This is a genomic window from Microbacterium hydrocarbonoxydans (assembly GCF_900105205.1).
Classification (GTDB): Bacteria; Actinomycetota; Actinomycetes; order Actinomycetales; family Microbacteriaceae; genus Microbacterium; species Microbacterium hydrocarbonoxydans.
This window is the reverse complement of sequence record NZ_FNSQ01000005.1, coordinates 1,753,781-1,770,074: the sequence shown is the minus strand read 5'-3', so window position 1 is coordinate 1,770,074 and position 16,294 is coordinate 1,753,781. Positions and strand designations below refer to the sequence as shown.

The following is a 16,294-nucleotide window of genomic DNA, read 5'->3' as shown; positions in this document are numbered from 1 at the left end:
TCAGGCCGAGGGGCCAAACTCCCAGTATAGATCGCCTGGCTGAGTGCCCGGATCTACCTCTCCGGGGGGATGCGGTCGATACCTCAGAGTGATGCCGGGAGGCGCACCCCGTTCCTAGCCTTCTGGAGTGGACGTCATCAACGAGCTCATCCTGCAGACCGTCGCCTCACCCTGGCTCTTCGCCGTGCTGTTCGCGGTGACGGTGATCGACGGCTTCTTCCCGCCCATCCCGAGCGAGACCGTCCTGGTGGCGGCGGCGGCGGTGCTCGCCTCCACCGGCGATCTCTGGGGTCTCGTCCCCCTCGGGCTCGTCGCCGCCGTGGGTGCCACGATCGGCGACAACATCGCGTTCGCCCTCGGTCGGCGTCTGGGCACCACCCGGTGGGCCTGGATGCGACGCCCGCGGGTCGCTGCGGCATTCACCACCGCGGAGCAGGCCCTGACGCAGCGCAGTGCCGCCCTGATCCTCGGCGCGCGCTACATTCCGGTGGGCCGTGTCGCCGTCAACATGACGGCAGGGGCCGTCGGTCTGCCCTGGCGCCGATTCCTGCCGCTCAGCATCGTCGCCGGCATCAGCTGGAGCGCTCTGAGCCTGGTCATCGGCCTCGCTGCGGGGTCCTGGATCAAGGACCAGCCGCTCCTCAGCGCGGCCATCGGCATCGCCATCGCCCTCGTGATCGGGCTGGTCATCGACCGCGTCGCCGCCGCCCGCCGTCGCCGCGCACCGGCCCTGAACCTGGCAGGATGACGGACATGGCACGTCGTCGGCCGCGCATCCCCCGCGCTCCCCGCATCAGCCGTCGCACCGCCGCCTTGGCGGTGCTCGGCGGTGCGAGTTTCGTGCTGTTCGCCGTACTCGTGCCCATCCAGACCGCTCTGTACGGCACGCTGCTGCCGCTGTCGTTCATCCTGGCCGCGGCGCTGTGCGGTGCACCGTATCTCTCCCTGAGCCGCCCTCGTTCCGCGATCGCGCTGTTCTCCGCAGCCGCGTTCACACTGCCCCTGATCGTCGATCCCGCGCTGGCGACAGAGTCCCCCTGGCCGTGGTCGGTTCCCGCACTGCTGACCTTCGTGCTCTTCGTCGGCGTCGTCACCTTCGTGCACGGCGCGCGTGTCGGCGTGCTGCCCCTCATCGTCGGCACACTGCTCTCGCTCACGGCTCCGCTGCTGCGCCCCGAGGTGGTCTCCACTCGTCCGACCGCCGGCAGTGCCACCGCCGATCTCATCGTGACCACCTCCGTCGCCGCGGCGATGTTCCTCGTGGCGACCCTCGTCGCCGGACGCGTCCGAGTCTCCGCCGAGCTCGTGAAGGAGCGCGAGCACGCGGCCCTGGAGGAATCCCGGCGTGCGCTGGTCGAGGAGCGCACGCGGATCGCCAGGGAGCTCCACGACGTCATCGCGCACAGCATGTCGCTGATCCAGGTGCAGGCATCGACCGCGCGGTACCGGCTGCCCGATGTCGGCGACGACGCCGCGGCGGAGTTCGACAGCATCGCCGCCACTGCCCGCAGCTCGCTCACCGAGATGCGTCGGATGCTCGGGGTACTGCGCACGGAGGACCAGACCGCCGAGCTCGCGCCGGTGCAGGGGATCGACGACATCCCCTCTCTGGTCGACACCCTGCGTCGGGCGGGTGTCACGGTGGGCCTGGAGATCACCGGCTCCGCGACCGACGCCCCTCCGGCCGTCCAGATCGCCGCCTTCCGCATCGCCCAGGAGGCGCTGAGCAATGCCGTCCGGCATGCATCCGGCGCCTCAGTGACGGTCCGCATCCAGACGGACGCCTCGACCGTCGGCATCCGCGTGCGCAATGGGCGCTCCGCCTCCTCGACGGTGCCCACCGGCGGTGGATACGGCCTCCGTGGCATGCGTGAGCGCGTCGAGCTGCTGGGCGGCTCCTTCGCCGCCGCACCCACGAGCGACGGCGGCTGGGAGGTCACCGCCGTCCTCCCGGTGCACGAGCCCGCGACGGACGAGGCCACCGCGGACGCCGCTCCCCCGACCGAGACCCGACCCGTTCATCCCCAGGAGACCCCGTGACGATCAGCGTCCTCATCGCCGACGACCAGGCCATGGTCAGGGCAGGATTCGCCGCGCTCCTCGACGCACATGAGGGCATCAGGGTCGCAGGACAGGCGTCGGACGGCGCCGAGGCCGTGACCCTTGCCGCCCGGCTCGACCCCGACGTCATCCTGATGGATGTGCGCATGCCTGGTGTGGACGGCATCGAGGCGACCCGACGCATCCTCGGTCCCGGCTACCCCGCAGCGCACGTGCCGCGCATCCTCATGCTCACGACCTTCGACATCGACGACTACGTCTACGACGCCCTCGAGGCGGGTGCCAGCGGGTTCCTCCTCAAGGACGCCCTGCCGGAGGAGCTGGTGCATGCCGTGCGCGTGGTCGCGGCCGGGGACGCGCTGCTCGCCCCCAGCGTGACCAGGCGCATGATCGAGCAGTTCGCCGGTCACCGGCCCCGCACTCCCCGAGCCGCCTCAGCTCTCGCCGACCTCACCGATCGCGAGCGAGAGGTGCTCGTGCTGATCGGCAGAGGTAGATCGAACGGCGAGATCGCCTCCGACCTCTTCATCGCCGAGCAGACGGTCAAGACCCACGTGGGCAAGGTGCTCGCGAAGCTCGGTCTGCGCGACCGGGTGCACGCGGTGATCCTCGCGTACGACGCGGGCCTGGTCGAGCCCGCCTCGTAGGCGCGACGGGGCAGGTTCACACCTCGGTAGGGGTGCGAACGACCCCAGGGGGTGATCCCCTGCGAGGCATCCCGTTCATACGCTCCTCGGACACCCACCGAGGAGGACACCATGGCCATCGTCGACGCACCCCCGCTCACCGCCCACCGAGCTCCGCTTCCCGCGGGGCGGGACACGGTCATCGACCTCCTGCGCGCCGCGTGCGTGGTGGGCGTCGTGCTGCTGCACGGGATCATGGTCGGGGTCACCGTCGTCGACGGCGGCCCGGTCTTCGCCAACGCCAGCGACGGCGCGTGGTGGATCGTCCCGCTCAGCTGGATGCTGCAGGTCATGCCGCTGTTCTTCATCATCGGCGGCTTCGCGGGCCTCGTCGCCTTCCGCCGGATGCAGGCGCGTGGCGGAACCGGGTCGCAGTTCATCGCCGGCAGGGTGCACCGGCTCCTCCGACCCGCCGTCTTCGCGATCGGGATCGTCGGCGTGGCGCTCGCCGCCCTCCTCGTCGCGGGCGTGCCACCGGAGATCGTCGCCGTCGCCGGGTTCCGCTACGGCCAGCCGCTGTGGTTCCTCGCCGTGTTCCTCCTGTGCCAGGCGCTCCTGCCCGCGCTGGCAGGCCTGCACTCCCGGGCGCCCCGCGTGACGCTGCTGATGCTCGTGGCGTCCGCGGTCGCCGTGGACGCCGTCCGTGCGCATACGGGGCTCGAGGGCCTCGGCTTCGTGAATCTCGCCTTCGTCTGGCTCGCGCTCCAGCAGCTGGGGTTCTTCCTCGCCGACGGCACGATCGACGCGCTCAGCAGGCGCACTCGCGTCCTCGGTGGCGGGGCCGCGCTGCTCTCGCTCATCGGCACCTTCGTGAGCGGCGTCTACTCCCCCGACCTCATCGCCAACATCAACCCTCCCACGGCCGCACTGCTGCTCGTCGGCGTCGTGCACCTCAGCCTGGTCTCGCTGCTGCGCGACCGCCTCGACGGGTTCAGTCGTCGAGGTATCCCCGCAGCACTCGCGGCATTCGTGAACCGTCGCACGATGAGCATCTACCTCTGGCACATGCCGGTGCTGCTCGGCATGGCCGGCGTCTCGGCGATGAGCGCCATGACCACGGGCGTCGCGCTGCCGGCTCCCAGCACGCTCGAGTGGTGGCTGACGCGGCCGCTCTGGCTCGCCACAGCGCTCGCGCTCACCGCGCTCGTCGCTCTCGCCGTCACGCGCGTCGAGACGGGGCCGTCGGTGCGCGCGGAGGAATCGCCTCGCCGTGTCGCCGCCGCCGTCTCGGTGGGCATCGCCGGAGTGGTCCTCCTCCTCGTGCTGGGCACGACGGTCGCGACCGCGGGCGTCGCCGTGATCGCGATGCTGCTGGCTCTCCGCCTCGCCCGGCGCTCACACCAGTCCACGGGCGGCGAGGGCATCACCCACGTCATCCGCGTGGCGTAGCGTGCGCACGAGGAGCGGCACGATCCACCGGATGCGGAGTCGGATGCCGCGTGCCGATGCGGCATCCCTGACCTCCGTCGAGAACCGCGCCACCGTCGGCACCATCGTGAGCGCCAGGGCGATCGTCATCGACACGGTCCGTGGATCGATGCCGAACCTGCCGAGGGGCGTCAGCAGACGGTGCAGGACCCGCAGCAGGCTCTCCATGCGCGTCGTGAGGGTGAGCAGCGTAGCCAGCAGGACGAGCGCCACGACGCGGGCGGTGCTGATCCAGGCGGTGAGCGGCGACACGAACACCCACAGCCCGACGCCCAGCACCAGGATCAGCCACCGCAACCGCCACACCTCGACGATCAGGGTGGCGAACGGGATCCCGGAGACCAGGTACAGCGCGCAGACGCCCGCGAGAGCCATCCCGATGCTCGCCGCGTCGTGGGGGTACGCCGTCACCGCCAGCGCGAGCAGCGCGAAGAGCGCGAGCTTGGCCGTCGCCGGCATCCGATGCACGACGCTGCGGCCGGGGATGTAGGTCTGGATCATTCGCAGAGAGCGCGATATGCCGCGATGACCGGCGCGGGCTCACCCGAGGCGACCAGGCGCCCCTCGTCGAAGAGCAGCACCTGGTCGCATCGGGCGGCGAGCTCGAGGTCATGGGTCACGATCACGACCTGCATGGGGAGCGTCAGCAGCAGTTCCGAGATGCGGCGCGCATTGCGCAGGTCGAGGAGGGTGGTCGGCTCATCGGCGACGATCAGGCGCGGCCCCGCGATCAGGACGGAGGCGAGCGCCAGCATCTGCTTCTGACCGCCCGAGAGCTCGGACGCCGGCACGTCGGCGTGCGCGGCGAGTCCGTGTGCCGTGAGGGTCTCGGCGACCTGCCGCTCGATCTCGGTGCGGGGCTCGCCCCTCAGCGACAGGGCCAGATCCTCCGCCGGGGTCGGCATCAGGAGCTGGGCCTGGGGGTCGGTGAAGACGAAGCCGACTCGACGACGCAGCGCCGCGGTGTCCCGTTCCCCATCGAGACCGTGCACGCTCACGCGTCCGCTCGACGGGCGCACCAGCGCATTGAGGAGACGCGCGAATGTCGACTTGCCCGACCCGTTCGCGCCGATCACCGCGATCCGCGGCGCCGTGAGCTGCACGCTGACATCCCGGAGGATCGTCCGGTCGTCGCGCACCACGGAGACGTGATCGACCGAGATCGTGTCGACCGCCGTCTCAGGCCGCACGGACGGAGGCACGAGTGGCCGCGCTGCCGCGGGTTCCGAACGCCCGAGGGTACGCGCGTCGCAACGTGACCGTGAGCACCGTCGCGGCGACGACCTTGAGCAGATCTCCGGGCAGGAACACGAGGCTCGACACAGCGGTGGGGCCGAGATCGACGCCGAGCACGAGCGCCTGCACGGGGATTCCGAAGAGATAGACGACCAGGATGCCCCCCACGAGAGCCCCGAGTCCCACTCGCCACCAGCTCGGACGCGCGCTGCGGGCGATGAGTCCGACGACGATCGCTCCGGCGATCCACCCGATCAGATAGCCCGCGGTCGGACCGAGGAAGACGCCGAGACCCCCTCGTCCTCCCGAGAGGACCGGCAGTCCCACGGCAGCCAGAAGCAGCACGAGCAGGACCGACAGCGGGGCGAGCCGCGGGCCGAGCACCGCTCCCGCGAGCATCACTCCCAGCGTCTGCGCCGTCACCGGGACTCCCCCTGGCATCGGGATCGTCACGGTGCCGAGCACCACGATGAGCGCGGCGAAGACCGCCACCCTGGCAATGTCGCGACCGAGGTCGCCGCTCTGCTCCGCCATTGTCATGTCCTTCCTGAACACCGTTCACCTGAACAGCGTTCACTATACTGAGTGGATGACCCCTGAGTACAACTCGACGCGGCACGACCGCGAGGGCGTCGCTCGAGCCGCTCTCGCCCTGCTCGACGAGGTGGGGCTCGCCGACCTCTCCATGCGCCGCATCGCCGGCCGTCTCGATGTGCAGCCCAGCGCCCTCTACTGGCACTTCTCGAGCAAGCAGGAGCTGCTCGCCGACCTCGCCGACCGCATCACCGCGTCGATCCCCCGTGCGGATGCGGACGTGCCGACGGTGGCGCGGAGCATCCGCGACGCCCTCTTCACGCACCGCGACGGTGCGGAGCTCGTGCTCAGCACGTACGCGCTGGGTCTCGGGTCCGCGACCGCCCAGGCCGCCCTCGAAGACGCCCTCCGCCGCTCGGGCGCGGCGGATCCCGCGCAGCGCGCGGTCGCCCTGCTGCACTTCATCCTGGGCCACGCGACGCTCGTGCAGCAGCGCATGCACGCCGACAGTCACGGCGCGATGGAGAACGGCGGGACGCTCGACGTCACCGCGGGCCTCGACCGGGTGTTCGACCTCGGCATCCGCGCCTTGGCCGACTCCGGCGAACCCCTCAGCGCCGCGCCGACTCTGCGGCGTGACCGAGCCTGAGTCCGGGGACGAACCCGAGCAGCACGAGACCGAGGCAGAACGCGAACACGACGGAGAACGCCGTCGCCTCGCCGCCGAGGCCCGCGACGGCCAGGCCCGCCAGCGCGATCGCCACGGCTGATCCCGTCGAGTCCGAGATCGACAGCGCGGACGAGTTGAATCCCTGATTGCCGGGATTCGAGTACGCCAAGGTCAGAACGGTCAGTCGCGGGTACAGGAGGCCCATGCCGCCGCCCGCGAAGGCCCAGCCCACCACGACCAGCGCCGGCGACACGGCCCACAGCGCGGCCACCAGCACGCACGCCAGCGCGAGCAGCATCAGGGAGAGGCTGATCACCGTGATGCGCGTGTTGCCGAGGCGCTCGCCGACGCGGCCCTGCAGCTGAGAGGCGCCCGCCCAGGCGAACGCGGCCAGCATGAGTGCGACGCCCGCCCACGTCGCGGTGAATCCGAATCGCTCGATCAGCAGGTAGGGGATGTACGCCTCCGCCGCGAAGAACGCTCCTGCGGCGATCCCCCGCATGAGCACGACGCTCGGCAGCCCGAAGCCCGCACGGAGCGTCCTCCGGGGCAGCAGGGGCAGCACAGCGACCGCGATCACGGCGACGGATGCCAGGGCGAGCGGCCACCCGACCTGCACCGCCAGCTCGGCCGTGAACCCGATCAGCACAGCGAACGTGGCCACGACCACGGCGAGGAGAAGGCGGATGACGAGCGCACGGCGGTCCTGCGGCTCACCGTGACCGAGATCGACGCCGCGCAGGCGCACCGCGATCAGGAGGAAGGCGATCGTCGTCAGCACGGCGACGCCGAGGAACGCCCAGCGCCAGTCGAGATACTCGGCGACAGCTCCCGCGAGGAACGGACCGACCATCGACGGCACCACCCACGCCGCCGCGAAGGCGGCGAACACCCTCCCGTGCAGATGCGCGGGGTAGAGACGCGCGACGACGACGTACAACGCGACGGTCTGCCCTCCCGCGCCGAGGCCCTGGACCAGTCGACCGATCAGGAACTGCTCCATGCTGACGGCGAAGCCCGAGAGCAGCAGTCCGGCGATGAAGAGGGTCACCGCGACGTACAGGGCCCCACGCGGACCCCGGGCATCCGCCCACGCACCCGCCGCCACCATGCCGATCACGCTGGTGGCCAGGGTTCCTGCGAAGGCGACCGCATAGAGCTCGCGGCCGTCCAGGGCCTCGCTCACGATCGGCATCACCGTCGTCACGGCCAGCGCCTCGATCGCCGCCAGGAAGATCAGCGCGACAGCACCGACCGAGACCCAGAGCCGCTCCCTGTCCCAGATCGACGCCGCTGCAATCCCGTCGGTCATCGACCCACGAGCGCCGCGATGCGCTCGACGGCCTCGGTGAGGATCTCCGTGCTCGTGCCGAAGTTCAGACGCACATGGCCACGCCCTTCGTCGCCGAAGGCGGGACCGAAGTGCAGCGCCACCTTCGCCTCCTTCAGGATGCGACGTGCGGGGTTGTCGCCCCAGCCGAGAGCCGAGAGATCGATCCACGCCAGGTAGCCGGCGTCCGGGATCCGATAGCGCGCCTCCGGCAGCTTCGCCGCGAGCAGGTCCTCCAGCAGGACCCGGTTGTGGTCGAGGGTGCGCAGGAGTCCGTCGAGCCAGGGGTCGCTCTCCTCCGAGAACGCTGCCACCGCGGCGAGCAGCCCGAACTGGCCGGTGCGCCACTCGACTTCGACGGGGAGACCGCGCACCACGCTGCTGGTCGCATCCGTCGCCGTGACCATGAGTGCGCACTTGAGACCGGCGAGATTGAAGGCCTTGCTGGCGCTGACGACGGCGTAGCCGACGCGCTCGGCCGCGTCGCCGGTGTCGAGGAAAGGCGTGAAGCCCGCACTCGGCTGCGCCAACGGGGCGTGGATCTCGTCGGAGACGATGGCCGCGCCGTACTCGTCGGCGATCTCCGCGAGGGCCGCGAGCGAGTCGCGGCTGTGCACCGTGCCGGTCGGATTGTGCGGATTGCAGAGCAGCATCGCTGTCGCGCCGTCGGCGAACGCCGCGCGGATGCCGTCGAGATCGAGCTCCCAGCCCGTCCCGGTGTCCCGCAGCGGGACGCGTTCGACCTCCGCGCCGGCTTCGGCGACGAGCTCGTAGAAGGGCGGATAGACCGGAGGCGTGACGATGACCCGTTCACCCGGCTGCGTCACCCGTCGGAGGATCTCCACGATCCCCATGCTGACGTCGGCGGTGCTGCGCATCCGCGCGGGGTCGGCCTCCCAGCCGAACCGGCGCCGCGCGAACTCGGCATAGGTCTGCGGCAGAGGCGTCCGCGACGCCACGTACCCGGTGTCACCGATGTCGATCGCGCGACGCAGCGCCGCCTCGATCTCCGGCGCCAGCGCGAAGTCCGTCTCCGCCACGAAGAGCGGGAGGACGTCGGCGGGGTACTCCCGCCACTTCTCGCTGCTGCGCCGGCGAAGCTCCGCCAGGGGCAGAGCTGTGACCTCGAGCATCCTCAGATCGCGAAGCCGAGGGCGCGCATCATGTCGCGGCCGTCGTCGGTGATCTTCTCCGGGCCCCACGGCGGCATCCACACCCAGTTGATGCGGAAGCGATCGACCACGCTGTCCAGAGCCTGTGCGGTCTGGTCCTCGAGCACGTCGGTCAGGGGGCAGCCGGCACTGGTCAGCGTCATGTGGATGACGAGAGCATCGTTCTCGTCATCCCACGCGAGATCGTAGATCAGGCCGAGGTCGACGACGTTGATCCCGAGCTCGGGGTCCATGACGTCTTTGAGAGCCTCGGTGACCTCGTCGTACTTCGCGTCGGTGAGAGTGGCTGTCATGCGAATCAGCCTACGCCTCGATGGGGGCTGCGGGGTCGAGGAAACGGTCGTATCCCTCTTCCTCGAGCCGGTCGGCGAGCTCGGGGCCGCCCTCTTCCACGATCTTGCCGGCGACGACCACGTGCACGAAATCGGGGCGGATGTAGCGGAGGATGCGCGTGTAGTGCGTGATCAGCAGGACGCCGAGACCGGTGGACTCCTTGGCGCGGTTGACGCCCTCGGAGACGATCTTGAGAGCGTCGACGTCGAGGCCGGAGTCTGTCTCGTCGAGGATCGCGAACTGCGGCTTGAGCACCTCGAGCTGGAGGATCTCGTGACGCTTCTTCTCGCCACCGGAGAAGCCCTCGTTGACGTTGCGCTGCGCGAACTTGGGGTCCATGCGCAGGTTCGCCATGGCCGCCTTGACGTCCTTGGTCCAGCCGCGGATCGAGGGCGCTTCGCCGTCGAGAGCGGTCTTGGCGGTGCGCAGGAAGTTGGTCACCGTGACGCCCGGGATCTCGACCGGGTACTGCATCGCGAGGAAGAGTCCCGCGCGGGCGCGCTCGTCGACGCTCATCGCGAGGACGTCCTGGCCGTCGAACGTGATCGACCCGGAGGTGACGGTGTACTTGGGGTGGCCGGCGATCGTGTAGGCGAGCGTCGACTTGCCGGAGCCGTTCGGCCCCATGATGGCGTGGGTCTCACCGGTGTTCATGGTGAGGGTGATTCCGTTGAGGATCGGGGTGGTCCCCGCCTCGGTCTCGACCGTCACGTGCAGGTCGCGGATTTCGAGAACAGACATGTCAGACTTCCTTCGTCACAGTCGGGTCGATGAGCACGTCGTCGCCGTCGATCTCGACGACGTAGACCGGAACGGGCTCATAAGCAGGGAGGTTCTGGGGCTTGCCGGTGAGCAGCGAGAACGCGGAGCCGTGGGCCCAGCATTCCACCGTGTCGCCCTCGACGAAGCCCTCGGCGAGCGAGATGTCGCCGTGGGTGCAGGTGTCACCGATGGCGTGGATGACGCCCTCGGAGTCCTTGATGACGGTGATCGGCACACCGCTCGGCTCGACGCGGATCGGCATGTCCTGCTCGAGTTCGGCGACGCCGCACACGCGCTCGGCGGTCATGCGTTCACCTCTGCGAGCTCCGTCTCGATCGCATCGAGCAGTTCGGTCTCCAGCGCCGGGATGCCCAGTCGCTGGACGATGTCGGTGAGGAACCCGAGCACGACGAGCCGACGCGCCTCTTCCTCACTGATGCCGCGAGCCTGCAGGTAGAACAGCTGCTCGTCGTCGAAGCGTCCGGTCGCGCTGGCATGGCCCGCTCCGAGGATGTCACCCGTCTCGATCTCGAGGTTCGGGATCGAGTCGGCGCGAGCGCCCTCGGTGAGGACCAGGTTGCGGTTGGCCTCGTACGAGTCGGTGCCCGTCGCGTCGGCGCCGATCAGGACGTCGCCGATCCAGACGCTGTGCGCGCCCTCGCCCTGCAGCGCACCCTTGTAGAGCACGTCGCCCTTGGTGTGCGGGCCCTTGTGGTGCAGGTACACCTGGCTCTCGAGGTGCTGGCCGGCGTCGGCGTAGGACAGGCCGTACAGGTAGCCCTCCGAACCTGCGCCCGCGAGTTCGACGCTCGGGTTCACGCGCACGACACCGCCGCCGAAGCTGATCACGAAGTGCTTGAGCGTGGCATCCGCGTCGACCCGCGCCTGGTGCGCGGACGTGTGCACCGCAGCGTCCTGCCACTGCTGCAGGCTGATCACGGTGAGCTTCGCACCGTCACGCACGATGATCTCGACGTTCTGCGAGTACTGCGCCGCGCCCGTGTGCTGGAGCACGACGGTGGCGACACTGTGCGGGAGCGCTTCGATCACGATGTGGGCGTCGGCGCGCAGGTCGGCGCCGAGTCCGTCGATCGAGACGAGGATCGGCTCTGCGACCTCTTCCTCGCGCGGGATGCGGATGTGCAGCGCCTCGGCGGCACCCTGCCATGCGACGGCGGCAGTGACGTCCTCGGCGAGGAAGACCTCGCCGCGGGGTGCCGCGCCTGCGACCAGGGGTTCTGCCACGTACTTCTCACCGGCGCCGAACGAGTAGCGGACGCCCTCGGCGGAGCCCGCGACCTCGAAGAGGCCGGACAGCTTCGCCACCGGCGTGTGCTTCCAGTTCACCTCGCGGCCCGTCGGGGTTCCGAAGTCTGCGGGCTCGAACGAGTGCGGCCGCTCCGAACGGGTCTGGACCGGGACGAACCCGGCATCCGCGACCTGTGCGGCGGGGTCCACGTGCGCGCTCGAATGCTGCGGCGCCGTCGGCGCCGTCGTCTGGGACGTCATCTCAGCCGACCGATCCTTCCATGCCCATCTCGATGAGCTTGTTCAACTCCATCGCGTACTCCATCGGCAGCTCGCGCGCGATCGGCTCGATGAACCCACGCACGATCATCGCCATCGCCTCGTCCTCCGGCATGCCGCGGGACTGCAGGTAGAAGAGCTGCTCCTCGCTGACCTTCGAGACCGTGGCCTCGTGGCCGAGCTGCACGTCGTCGACGCGGATGTCGATCGCCGGGTATGTGTCGGAGCGCGACTTCGTGTCGACCAGCAGGGCATCGCAGCGCACGGTGTTGGCGGAGTGGTGCGCGTTCGCATCGACCCTGACCTCACCGCGGTATCCCGCGCGTCCGCCGCCGCGGGCGATCGACTTCGAGACGATCGACGACTGCGTGTACGGAGCCATGTGGATCATCTTCGCGCCGGCGTCCTGGTGCTGACCGGGACCGGCGAAGGCGACCGAGAGGGTCTCGCCCTTGGCGTGCTCGCCCATCAGGTAGATCGACGGGTACTTCATCGTCACCTTGGAGCCGATGTTGCCGTCGACCCACTCCATCGTCGCGCCCTCGTGGGCGACGGCGCGCTTGGTGACGAGGTTGTAGACGTTGTTCGACCAGTTCTGGATCGTCGTGTAGCGCACGCGGGCGTTCTTCTTCACGATGATCTCGACGACGGCCGAGTGCAGCGAGTCCGACTTGTAGATCGGGGCGGTGCAGCCCTCGATGTAGTGGACGTAGCTGTCCTCGTCGGCGATGATCAGGGTCCGCTCGAACTGGCCCATGTTCTCGGTGTTGATGCGGAAGTACGCCTGCAGCGGGATCTCGACGTGCACGCCCTTGGGGACGTAGACGAACGATCCGCCCGACCACACGGCCGTGTTGAGGGCTGCGAACTTGTTGTCGCCCGCAGGGATCACGGTGCCGAAGTACTCCTCGAAGAACTCGGGGTGCTCGCGGAGGGCCGTGTCGGTGTCCATGAAGATGACGCCCTGCTGCTCCAGGTCCTCGCGGATCTGGTGGTAGACGACCTCGGACTCGTACTGCGCGGCGACGCCGGCCACGAGGCGCTGACGCTCGGCCTCGGGGATGCCGAGGCGCTCGTAGGTCTCGCGGATCTCCGCAGGAAGGTCCTCCCAGGACTGGGCCTGCTTCTCCGTCGAGCGCACGAAGTACTTGATGTTGTCGAAGTCGATCTCGCTGAGGTCGGCGCCCCAGGTCGGCATCGGCTTGCGTCCGAAGAGCTGATATCCCTTGAGACGGGTCTTCAGCATCCACTCGGGTTCGTGCTTGAGGGCCGAGATACCCCGGACCACCTCTTCAGAGATACCGCGTTTGGCGATGGCTCCGGCGGCGTCCTCGTCGTGCCATCCGAATTCATACACCCCCAGGCCGTCAAGCTCCGGGCGGTCGATCAGCACATCCGACATCACACACTCTCCTCACAGGTCCCAAACGGTGTCATCCGCCCCGACACACCTGATCCCCGTCGAGTCTGCGGGAGCGGGTGCCGTTGGTGGGCCCTCATCACCGGCGCATCCATCGCGCCTAAACTGTTAGCGATGCTTCAGCGCGGTCAGCGCTCATCACAACAATCCGATTCTACAGGTTCCGCCTGAAGACAGGGCCGCTCGCCGTGTCTGGCGCGGTTCGGAGAGACTTATGCCCGACACCACGATCTCCTCCCCAACGTCAGCACCCGCGGCGGGAACGCACGCGGCCCTGTGGGGACGCGCGCTGCGGGTCTTCGCCTGGCTCTCCTTCCTTGCCCAGACGATCATCATCGGCACCGGCGGAGCGGTGCGTCTGACCGGGTCGGGACTCGGATGCTCGGAGTGGCCGCTCTGCACACCAGAGTCGCTTGTGCCGATCTATGCCGATCAGGGAATCCACGGAATCATCGAGTTCGGCAACCGCGTGATGACGGGCGTCGTCGGTGTGATCGCCCTCGCCGTGCTGCTGCTCGTGCTGTCGAGGACCGGTGGGCGGCGGTCCGTATTCTCCGCACTGTGGTTCGCGCTGTCGGGCATCGCGGCCGCCGTGGTCGTCTTCGTCGTCGTGTCGCTGCTCGATCTGCCCGCCACGCCGTTCGCCATGGGCGCGCTCCTGATCGCGGTGATCGCCGCCATGGTCCGCTCGATCCGGCTGACCCCCGATCGCCGCGACCTCGTGGTCCTCGCCTGGATCGTCCTGCTCGGAGTCGTCGCGCAGGCGCTCGTCGGGGGGATCACTGTGCTCACGGGCCTCAATCCGTTCATCGTGGGGTTCCACTACGTGTCGTCCCTGCTGCTGGTATGCGTGACGGCGGCGTTCCTGGTGCGGCTGTATGCGACATCCGGCCCGCGCGTCAGCGCCGTCCCGAAGTGGTTCGCGATCCTCAGTCACGTGACGGGGCTCGCGCTGGCGGTGACCATCGTGTTCGGCGTACTGACCACCGGCTCCGGCCCGCACTCCGGTGACGCCGACGTCCTCCGACACGGGTTCGATGCCACGATCCTCGCGCACGTGCACTCGTGGCCCGGCTACATACTCGCCGCCCTGGTCGCGGCGCTGACCATCTCCGCCTGGGTGCTGCGCCTCGAGCCGCGCCGCTGGCTGCTGGTTCTCGTGCTCGCGATCCTCGTGCAGGTGGGCGTCGGCGTGTGGCAGGCCCGCGAGGGGCTGCCACCGCTGCTCGTCGGCATCCACATGGTGCTCGCCTCGCTGTCCGCCGCCGCCTACACCGTCGTGGTGCTGCACCTGAAGAAGCCGGTCGATTCCGAGGTCTGACCGTTCCGGAACCGGTCCCGGTCTGCACACCTCGCCCCGGGCTGCACAGGAATCCGGACGAACAGTCCGCAGATCGGGGCGCCGTGTGCGGTTCGGGACACCGCTCGCCCACGTACGGGACCCGACCGACACAGTGGATGCATAGGCGGGACATCAGAAGCGCATCAGTTCGTCGTGCAGCGTGGCGGACATGAACAAGTCACTCACACGCAGCATCGGCTTCTGGCTCCTCCTCGTCCTCTCGCTCGCTTCGGCGGGCGTCGGAGGATGGATCATCGCCGGCCAGCTCGGCACGATGACGAGCACGCTGCTGGACGGCACGGCCACCGGCATCGAGGTCTACGTCGGGCAGTCGCTCGTGGTGGTCGGCGCCGCTCTCCTGGGTGCCGGAGTCATCGGCATCCTGATCGCGATCGCGCTGAGCGCAGTGCAGGCACTGGTCCCGGCACCCACGCCGGTCGTGGTCGAGCCGATCGACTGGACGGCCGAGTCATCCGATTCGGACGAGAGCGCGATCGCGGCGGATGCTGCGGCGCCGACCGTCGATACGTCCGTCCAGACGACGGATGCCGACGATGACGAGGCTCAGAACGGGAGCAGCGGGTCGATCGCGACGGCGACGAAGATCAACGTCAAGTAGGTGATCGAGGCGTGGAAGACCCGCATGGGCCGCGCCTCGTTCCCCCGCACCGCCTGGTTGTACAGACGGTGCGACTCGTAGATGAACCATCCGCCGAACACCGCGGCGGAGACGCCGTAGACGAGGCCCATGTTCGCGATCGGGATCAGCAGCAGCGAGCAGGCGACGGTCGCCCAGGCGTACAGGATGACCTGGAGCCCGACCTGCGAGGCGTTGCGCGTCACGCCGAGCATGGGCACGTCGACGTCGTCGTAGTCGTCCTTGTACTTCATCGACAGCGGCCAGTAGTGCGGCGGCGTCCACAGGAAGATCAGCGCGAAGAGGATGAAGGCGGGCCAGTCGAGCGATTCGGTGACAGCAGCCCAGCCGATCAGCACGGGGAAGCATCCCGCGATGCCGCCCCAGATGATGTTCTGCTCGGTGCGGCGCTTGAGGATCATCGTGTAGATCACGACGTAGAAGAAGATGGCGGATGCCGACAGCGTCGCCGCGAGCCAGTTCGTCGTGAACCACAGCCACACCGTGGACAGCACCGCGAGAGTCCACGAGAAGATCAACGCGCCCCGCGGGGTGATCTCACCCGTCACGAGTGGACGGTTCTCGGTGCGGTGCATGTGCGCGTCGATGTCCCGATCCAGGTACATGTTGAACGCGGCGGCGGACCCGGCGCTCAGCGAGCCGCCGATCACGGTGGCCAGCACGAGCCACAGGTCGGGAAGACCGCCCTGTGCGAGGAACATCACCGGGACGGTCGACACCAGCAGGAGTTCGAGGACGCGCGGCTTGGTGAGGGCGACGTACGCCTTCACGGTACGACCGATGGACTTCTTCACAACGGTCTGATCAGACATCGTCGAGATCTCGATCCCCTCCTCCACACGCGTCACGACAGCTTTTCCATTCTAAGGCACCGGCGACGACCGGCTTGCCCGCCTCGAACCGCTCGCCGCACTCGGCCAGCCATCCGCGACGCGCCCGGGCGTCGCGGAACCGAGTTCCAGCGGGTCAGATCCGCAGTCCCGCCACCCTGCGAAATCAGGTGCGCGACCGTGGAATTACCTGACGACGGAGGCGTTGTAAAGAGGGGTAACGGGTCAGACCTCGGCGCTATGCTGAAATGACTCGCGCGCCCGGCGCACAGACCCCTCCGTACCGTTGCGGACTGCGATCATGC

The 16,294-nt window shown here is 69.0% G+C and carries 18 protein-coding genes; 7 read left to right on the top strand and 11 right to left on the bottom strand.

Annotated features, from left to right (window positions below; all coding sequences use genetic code 11):
• Positions 1–127: 127 nt before the first annotated feature.
• The 4 genes from BLW44_RS08815 (at position 128) to BLW44_RS08800 (ending at position 4,136) form a co-directional block, all read left to right on the top strand.
• A complete protein-coding gene (locus BLW44_RS08815; RefSeq protein ID WP_060926101.1) occupies positions 128–748 on the top strand; it encodes a DedA family protein in 621 nt (206 codons plus the stop codon).
• Between the two features lie 5 nt (positions 749–753).
• On the top strand, positions 754–2,040 hold the full coding sequence (locus BLW44_RS08810) for a sensor histidine kinase (protein WP_082724475.1): 1,287 nt from the start codon (positions 754–756) through the stop codon (positions 2,038–2,040).
• Complete coding sequence (locus tag BLW44_RS08805) at positions 2,037–2,708, top strand: response regulator (protein ID WP_060926102.1); 672 nt, start codon at positions 2,037–2,039, stop codon at positions 2,706–2,708. Before BLW44_RS08810 ends, BLW44_RS08805 begins: the two co-directional genes overlap by 4 nt.
• Positions 2,709–2,819: 111 nt before the next feature.
• Entirely contained in the window at positions 2,820–4,136 is a 1,317-nt protein-coding gene (locus BLW44_RS08800) for an acyltransferase family protein (RefSeq protein WP_060926103.1), read from the top strand.
• Here BLW44_RS08800 and BLW44_RS08795 read toward each other — a convergent pair.
• Genes BLW44_RS08795 through BLW44_RS08785 form a run of 3 tightly spaced genes read right to left on the bottom strand, consistent with a single transcriptional unit; the run spans position 4,083 to position 5,945 of the window.
• The gene (locus BLW44_RS08795; protein ID WP_060926104.1) at positions 4,083–4,676 is read right to left on the bottom strand and encodes a CbiQ family ECF transporter T component; all 594 of its coding nucleotides are present in this window, start codon (positions 4,674–4,676) and stop codon (positions 4,083–4,085) included. The two genes, BLW44_RS08800 and BLW44_RS08795, sit on opposite strands and share 54 nt — an antisense overlap.
• Entirely contained in the window at positions 4,673–5,365 is a 693-nt protein-coding gene (locus tag BLW44_RS08790) for an energy-coupling factor ABC transporter ATP-binding protein (RefSeq protein ID WP_217632040.1), read from the bottom strand. Before BLW44_RS08790 ends, BLW44_RS08795 begins: the two co-directional genes overlap by 4 nt.
• The gene (locus BLW44_RS08785; protein ID WP_174521340.1) at positions 5,355–5,945 is read right to left on the bottom strand and encodes a biotin transporter BioY; all 591 of its coding nucleotides are present in this window, start codon (positions 5,943–5,945) and stop codon (positions 5,355–5,357) included. Before BLW44_RS08785 ends, BLW44_RS08790 begins: the two co-directional genes overlap by 11 nt.
• Before the next feature lie 55 nt (positions 5,946–6,000).
• On the opposite strand from BLW44_RS08785, the gene BLW44_RS08780 reads away from it, so the two are divergent.
• Complete coding sequence (locus BLW44_RS08780) at positions 6,001–6,594, top strand: TetR family transcriptional regulator (RefSeq protein ID WP_060926172.1); 594 nt, start codon at positions 6,001–6,003, stop codon at positions 6,592–6,594.
• Here BLW44_RS08780 and BLW44_RS08775 read toward each other — a convergent pair.
• The 7 genes from BLW44_RS08775 to sufB are packed head-to-tail and all read right to left on the bottom strand — an operon-like array spanning position 6,557 to position 13,141.
• Complete coding sequence (locus BLW44_RS08775) at positions 6,557–7,927, bottom strand: MFS transporter (RefSeq protein ID WP_060926106.1); 1,371 nt, start codon at positions 7,925–7,927, stop codon at positions 6,557–6,559. The genes BLW44_RS08780 and BLW44_RS08775 overlap by 38 nt on opposite strands.
• Entirely contained in the window at positions 7,924–9,078 is a 1,155-nt protein-coding gene (locus tag BLW44_RS08770; protein ID WP_060926107.1) for a MalY/PatB family protein, read from the bottom strand. Before BLW44_RS08770 ends, BLW44_RS08775 begins: the two co-directional genes overlap by 4 nt.
• Positions 9,079–9,080: 2 nt before the next feature.
• A complete protein-coding gene (locus BLW44_RS08765; protein WP_060926108.1) occupies positions 9,081–9,410 on the bottom strand; it encodes a metal-sulfur cluster assembly factor in 330 nt (109 codons plus the stop codon).
• 10 nt (positions 9,411–9,420) lie between these two features.
• The gene (gene sufC / locus BLW44_RS08760) at positions 9,421–10,191 is read right to left on the bottom strand and encodes a Fe-S cluster assembly ATPase SufC (protein ID WP_060926109.1); all 771 of its coding nucleotides are present in this window, start codon (positions 10,189–10,191) and stop codon (positions 9,421–9,423) included.
• Position 10,192: 1 nt separating this feature from the next.
• Positions 10,193–10,519, bottom strand: coding sequence for a non-heme iron oxygenase ferredoxin subunit (locus tag BLW44_RS08755; RefSeq protein ID WP_060926110.1), 327 nt, complete (start codon positions 10,517–10,519; stop codon positions 10,193–10,195).
• Positions 10,516–11,721 carry a Fe-S cluster assembly protein SufD gene (sufD, locus tag BLW44_RS08750; RefSeq protein WP_060926111.1) on the bottom strand — a complete coding sequence of 402 codons (1,206 nt, stop codon included), beginning with the start codon at positions 11,719–11,721 and terminating at the stop codon, positions 10,516–10,518. Before sufD ends, BLW44_RS08755 begins: the two co-directional genes overlap by 4 nt.
• A gap of 1 nt (position 11,722) precedes the next feature.
• Positions 11,723–13,141: a Fe-S cluster assembly protein SufB gene (sufB, locus tag BLW44_RS08745; protein WP_060926112.1), complete on the bottom strand. Its 1,419-nt coding sequence runs from the start codon at positions 13,139–13,141 to the stop codon at positions 11,723–11,725.
• Between the two features lie 232 nt (positions 13,142–13,373).
• On the opposite strand from sufB, the gene BLW44_RS08740 reads away from it, so the two are divergent.
• Both BLW44_RS08740 and BLW44_RS08735 read left to right on the top strand, forming a co-directional pair.
• Positions 13,374–14,480, top strand: coding sequence for a COX15/CtaA family protein (locus BLW44_RS08740; protein ID WP_060926113.1), 1,107 nt, complete (start codon positions 13,374–13,376; stop codon positions 14,478–14,480).
• A 190-nt stretch (positions 14,481–14,670) separates the two neighbouring features.
• Positions 14,671–15,120 carry a hypothetical protein gene (locus BLW44_RS08735; RefSeq protein WP_060926114.1) on the top strand — a complete coding sequence of 150 codons (450 nt, stop codon included), beginning with the start codon at positions 14,671–14,673 and terminating at the stop codon, positions 15,118–15,120.
• On the opposite strand, the gene BLW44_RS08730 is transcribed toward BLW44_RS08735, so the two are convergent.
• Positions 15,066–15,971 (bottom strand): heme o synthase, encoded by a 906-nt coding sequence (locus tag BLW44_RS08730; RefSeq protein WP_060926173.1) that lies wholly within the window; start codon positions 15,969–15,971, stop codon positions 15,066–15,068. The two genes, BLW44_RS08735 and BLW44_RS08730, sit on opposite strands and share 55 nt — an antisense overlap.
• Between the last annotated feature and the right edge of the window lie 323 nt (positions 15,972–16,294).

Excerpts from the sequence above, each read along its gene's own strand:
- BLW44_RS08800 (WP_060926103.1), top strand. The coding sequence starts at position 2,820 with ATGGCCATCGTCGACGCACCCCCGCTCACCGCCCACCGAGCTCCGCTT.
- sufC (WP_060926109.1), bottom strand. The coding sequence starts at position 10,191 with ATGTCTGTTCTCGAAATCCGCGACCTGCACGTGACGGTCGAGACCGAG.
- sufB (WP_060926112.1), bottom strand. The coding sequence starts at position 13,141 with ATGTCGGATGTGCTGATCGACCGCCCGGAGCTTGACGGCCTGGGGGTG.
- BLW44_RS08765 (WP_060926108.1), bottom strand. The coding sequence starts at position 9,410 with ATGACAGCCACTCTCACCGACGCGAAGTACGACGAGGTCACCGAGGCT.
- BLW44_RS08755 (WP_060926110.1), bottom strand. The coding sequence starts at position 10,519 with ATGACCGCCGAGCGCGTGTGCGGCGTCGCCGAACTCGAGCAGGACATG.
- BLW44_RS08730 (WP_060926173.1), bottom strand. The coding sequence starts at position 15,971 with ATGTCTGATCAGACCGTTGTGAAGAAGTCCATCGGTCGTACCGTGAAG.
- BLW44_RS08740 (WP_060926113.1), top strand. The coding sequence starts at position 13,374 with ATGCCCGACACCACGATCTCCTCCCCAACGTCAGCACCCGCGGCGGGA.
- sufD (WP_060926111.1), bottom strand. The coding sequence starts at position 11,721 with ATGACGTCCCAGACGACGGCGCCGACGGCGCCGCAGCATTCGAGCGCG.
- BLW44_RS08770 (WP_060926107.1), bottom strand. The coding sequence starts at position 9,078 with ATGCTCGAGGTCACAGCTCTGCCCCTGGCGGAGCTTCGCCGGCGCAGC.
- BLW44_RS08795 (WP_060926104.1), bottom strand. The coding sequence starts at position 4,676 with ATGATCCAGACCTACATCCCCGGCCGCAGCGTCGTGCATCGGATGCCG.
- BLW44_RS08810 (WP_082724475.1), top strand. The coding sequence starts at position 754 with ATGGCACGTCGTCGGCCGCGCATCCCCCGCGCTCCCCGCATCAGCCGT.
- BLW44_RS08775 (WP_060926106.1), bottom strand. The coding sequence starts at position 7,927 with ATGACCGACGGGATTGCAGCGGCGTCGATCTGGGACAGGGAGCGGCTC.
- BLW44_RS08735 (WP_060926114.1), top strand. The coding sequence starts at position 14,671 with ATGAACAAGTCACTCACACGCAGCATCGGCTTCTGGCTCCTCCTCGTC.
- BLW44_RS08785 (WP_174521340.1), bottom strand. The coding sequence starts at position 5,945 with ATGGCGGAGCAGAGCGGCGACCTCGGTCGCGACATTGCCAGGGTGGCG.
- BLW44_RS08780 (WP_060926172.1), top strand. The coding sequence starts at position 6,001 with ATGACCCCTGAGTACAACTCGACGCGGCACGACCGCGAGGGCGTCGCT.